Source organism: Okeania sp. SIO3B5 (genome assembly GCF_010692555.1).
In the GTDB taxonomy this organism is placed as follows: domain Bacteria; phylum Cyanobacteriota; class Cyanobacteriia; order Cyanobacteriales; family Microcoleaceae; genus Okeania.
Window position 1 is genome coordinate 1 of the sequence record NZ_JAAHHG010000682.1, and the last position, 4,553, is coordinate 4,553.

Sequence of the window (4,553 nt, forward strand, 5' to 3'; positions counted from 1 at the left end):
TTAATAACTATCCCTTATAAGGAACTCCTCAGACACGAGGACACGGAGACGCACCAGACACGGGGACACGGAGAGAAGGGGAGCAGGGGAGAAGGGAGAAATAGTCATAGCATCTAAGTAAAACTACTTAATTTCCCCAAACAAATGTACTTTGAAATACATTTTCTCTCTAGAAAAAGGCTTTTAAAGTCTTCAACATAATTTGTATATTTTGTCAAGTTTTATGTTAAGAAAGATGTTTATAAAGCATAGCCTTAATAAGGGGGGAACTGCTTCAAAAAGGGGAAACTGCTTCAAAAAGGGGGAACTACTTCAAAAGGGTGGAGGTTTCAAAGTCCCCCTTTTCAAGGGGGATTTAGGGGGATCATAAATGTAACTCATCTTTATGAGAAATTCTATTCTCAAATAAATTAATTTTTACCCACCAGAAAATTTTTCATCACAGGATTTATCGAATTTAATTTATAGGGGGGCAGTTTCAAAGTCCCCCTTTTCAAGGGGGATTTAGGGGGATCGTAAATGTACTTCATATTTATGATAAATTTTATGCTCAAATAAATTAATTTTTACCCACCAGAGCATTTTTCATCACAGGATTTATCGAATTTATAGGGGGGCAGTTTCAAAGTCCCCCTTTTCAAGGGGGATTTAGGGGGATCATAAATTTTTACCTACCAGAGAATTTTTCATCACAGAAGTTCTCGAATTTATAGAGGTTTTTACAAAAGTAGATTACAAAACTTCTGCCTTCTGCTTTTAAGCAAAAATCTCTATATTTTATGTTAATGAAAACTACTATAAGGAGTTACTGGAATGAAGGGAGAAAAAATTGTTTACGAAGAGGATATACAGTCAACTTTTGCAGAGGAATATCAAGACTTATTGAATGTTGTCAGGTTTATTGAAGGTTTTGGTTTATTGTTTGTAGAATGCTCGCCTCCACAGGGAACGGAAATTATTGAAAAAATTCGGCAGGATATTCCCCAAGAAAGGGTGGAAGTTTTGCGTTTGGATAAGACTACTTATAATTTTTATAATCTGGTAAAGGAATTGCCAAATTTAGCAGAGATTGATGTTTTATTTGTGACTGGTTTGGAATATTCTCTCTATCAATATGAGGAGGAGATGAAGGAAAGGGGTTGGGATAGTAATGAGATTATTTCTATTAGTAGAAGAGGAGTACCTCCTGTTTTGATTAATTTGAATCAGCAGCGAGAAAGATTTAGGGATGATTTTGATATTTGCTTTGTGTTTCTGTTACCAAGGTTTGCTTTAGATTACTTGATTAAACGTGCCCCAGATTTTTTTGATTGGCGTTCTGGGTTATTTCTGTTTCCTATGAATGAGGAATATTTACGACAAGAATCTTTAGATGTTTGTGCAAAAGATTTAGATGATTATAAAGAGCTTACTCGGCAAGAGCGTAAGTATGTATGGTTGAGAATTAAAAGTTTGCTTGATGATGAGAGACTTCCTGTTAAACAAAAATCTAATTTGTTAGTGATAAAGGCTTTATTGGATAGAAAGTTTAAGGAAAATGAAGAAGCAATATTAGCTTGTGATGAAGCATTAAAAATTCAAGCCAATAATTATGAAGCTTGGAATAATAAAGGCGTTGCATTAGGAAATTTAGAAAGATATGAACAGGCACTGGCAGCTTATGAAAAAGCTCTAGAAATTAAACCAGACTTTCATGAAGCTTGGAATAATAAAGGCGTTGCATTAGGAAATTTAGAAAGATATGAACAGGCAGTTGCAGCTTGTGAAAAAGCTCTAGAAATTAAACCAGACTTTCATGAAGCTTGGAATAATAAAGGCATTGCGCTAGAAAATTTAGAAAGATATGAACAGGCAGTTGCAGCTTATGAAAAAGCTCTAGAAATTAAACCAGACTATTATTCTGCTTGGAATAATAAAGGCGTTGCACTGAGAAAATTAGAAAGATATGAACAGGCAGTTGCAGCTTATGAAAAAGCTCTAGAAATTAAACCAGACTCTCATTATGCTTGGAATAATAAGGGAAATGCACTGGGAAAATTAGAAAGATATGAACAGGCAGTTGCAGCTTATGAAAAAGCTCTAGAAATTAAACCAGATTATCATTATGCTTGGAATGGTAAAGGCATTACATTAGGAAGTTTAGAAAGATATGAACAGGCAGTTGCAGCTTATGAAAAAGCTCTAGAAATTAAACCAGATTATCATTATGCTTGGAATGGTAAAGGCATTACATTAGGAAGTTTAGAAAGACATGAACAGGCAGTTGCAGCTTATGAAAAAGCTCTAGAAATTAAACCAGACTATTATTCTGCTTGGAATAATAAAGGCATTACACTGAGAAAATTAGAAAGATATGAACAGGCAGTTGCTGCCTACGAAAAAGCTCTAGAAATTAAACCAGACTATTATTCTGCTTGGAATAATAAAGGTATTGCATTAGAAAATTTAGAAAGATATGAACAGGCAGTTGCTGCTTATGAAAAAGCTCTAGAAATCAAACCAGACTATCATTATGCTTGGAATAATAAAGGCGATGCACTGAGAAAATTAGAAAGATATGAACAGGCAGTTGCTGCTTATGAAAAAACTCTAGAAATTAAACCAGACTTTCATTATGCTTGGAATAATAAAGGCAATGCACTGAGAAAATTAGAAAGATATGAACAGGCAATTGCAGCTTTTGATAAAGCTCTAGAAAATCAACCAGAATCTCATTATTATTGGCGTAATAAAGGCGTTGCACTGAGAAAATTAGAAAGATATGAACAGGCAATTGCAGCTTTTGATAAAGCTCTAGAAAATCAACCAGAATCTCATTATTATTGGCGTAATAAAGGCGTTGCACTGAAAAATTTAGAAAGATATGAAGAGGCACTAGCTGCTTATGAAAAAGCTCTAGAAATTAAACCAAATTTTCATAATGCTTTGCTCTGTAAAGGCATTGCATTAGAAAAATTAGAAAGATATGAAGAGGCAATTGCTACTTATGAAAAAGTTCTAGAAATTAAACCAGACTCTCATTATTCTTGGTTATTGAAAGGCATTGCATTAGAAAAATTAGAAAGATATGAAGAGGCAATTGCTGCTTTTGAAAAATTTCTAGAAATTCAACCAAACTCTCATAATGTTTGGAATCATAAAGGTATTGCATTAGGAAAATTAGAAAGACATGAACAGGCACTTGCAGCTTTTGATAAAGCTCTAGAGATTCAACCAGACTATCATTATGCTTGGGAAAATAAAGGCATTACACTTAAAATTTTAGAAAGATATGAAGAGGCAATTTCTGCTTTTGATAAAGCTCTAGAAATTCGACCATACTCTCATTATGCTTGGGAAAATAAAGGCGTTACACTTAAAATTTTAGAAAGATATGAAGAGGTAATTTCTGCTTTTGATAAAGCTCTAGAAATTCGACCATACTCTCATTATGCTTGGTTCTGTAAAGGTAATGCTTTGTTGCGATTAAAATTGTATCAACAAGCAATAGCTGCTTATGAAAAAGCCATAGAAATTAAACCAGACTACTATTGTGCTATCTCTAACCTTGGCTTAGTTAAACATCAAATAGGAAATATAGGTGAGGCTATAGAAAATTGGCAAGCAGTAATTGAAATTGATGACCAACTTGTAGAGCCTCACTTAGCTATAGGAGTTATTCTATATAACAAAGGTGAGATTAAAGTTGGTTTATCAATGGCAGAAACGGCACTAAAACTAGATAAAAGTTGGGGTGATTTGCAGTTCCTCAAAAAAGCATTTTGGGGCGATAAACTATTAGCAGATGCAGAAAAATTATTAGAAAATCCTCAGATAAAAATATTACTATCTCAGACAGTTGAAGAAGAAAGAAGCAAGGAAGAAAAAATTGATGGGGACTCAAACTCCAATCAATTATAAACATCCTCTAATGCAGATTAGCTGGGTGCATCTCAATTTTGAATAAAGCCATAAATTTTTGGCTTTTAGGCAACAGGCAACAGGCAACAGGCAACAGGGAATAGGGAATGGGAATATATAGGAAAAAAGTCTTTTTGCAAATATGAGATGCACCCGATTAGCTGGAAACTTTTGGTAGGAATTTCCCCCTAAACTTCCTTCAAAAATTATTTGACTGATAACTGATAACTGATAACTGAAATTTGCCCCCCTAGCCCCCCAAATTTGGGGGGAACAAGAGTTAATTTGCTTACTCTAGTCCCCCACAATTGGGGGATTTAGGGCAGGGCTAATTCTTTGTCGTCAGAGAATATTAACAGGACTTACGCAAAGACACTGTGTATAGAGTACAGTAACTATTGGACAATAGTTATGAGTACTATATATAGCGCATCTGCGTAAGTCCTAATTAAGTTAGAAATATATTTAATTGTGCAAATATACAGATCTCTCCATCTCCCCATCCCCCCATCTCCCCATCTCCCCATCTCCCCATCTATTGTGCAAATATACAGATCTCTCCATCTCCCTCTGTCGAGCCCACGTCTGTACTCCAGTCACCCCGCCGGCCCGCCTCCGTAGGCCGTTCGCCGCTTGGCCCCATGCTCTCACGT

General features: G+C 35.3%; 1 protein-coding gene. It reads left to right on the forward strand.

Annotation, left to right across the window (positions count from 1 at the left end):
* Nucleotides 1–813: 813 nt before the first annotated feature.
* Entirely contained in the window at nucleotides 814–3,900 is a 3,087-nt protein-coding gene (locus F6K54_RS40805) for a tetratricopeptide repeat protein (protein WP_293090167.1), read from the forward strand.
* Nucleotides 3,901–4,553 lie beyond the last annotated feature (653 nt).

Coding starts and splice junctions, on each gene's coding strand:
- F6K54_RS40805 (WP_293090167.1), top strand. CDS start 814: ATGAAGGGAGAAAAAATTGTTTACGAAGAGGATATACAGTCAACTTTT.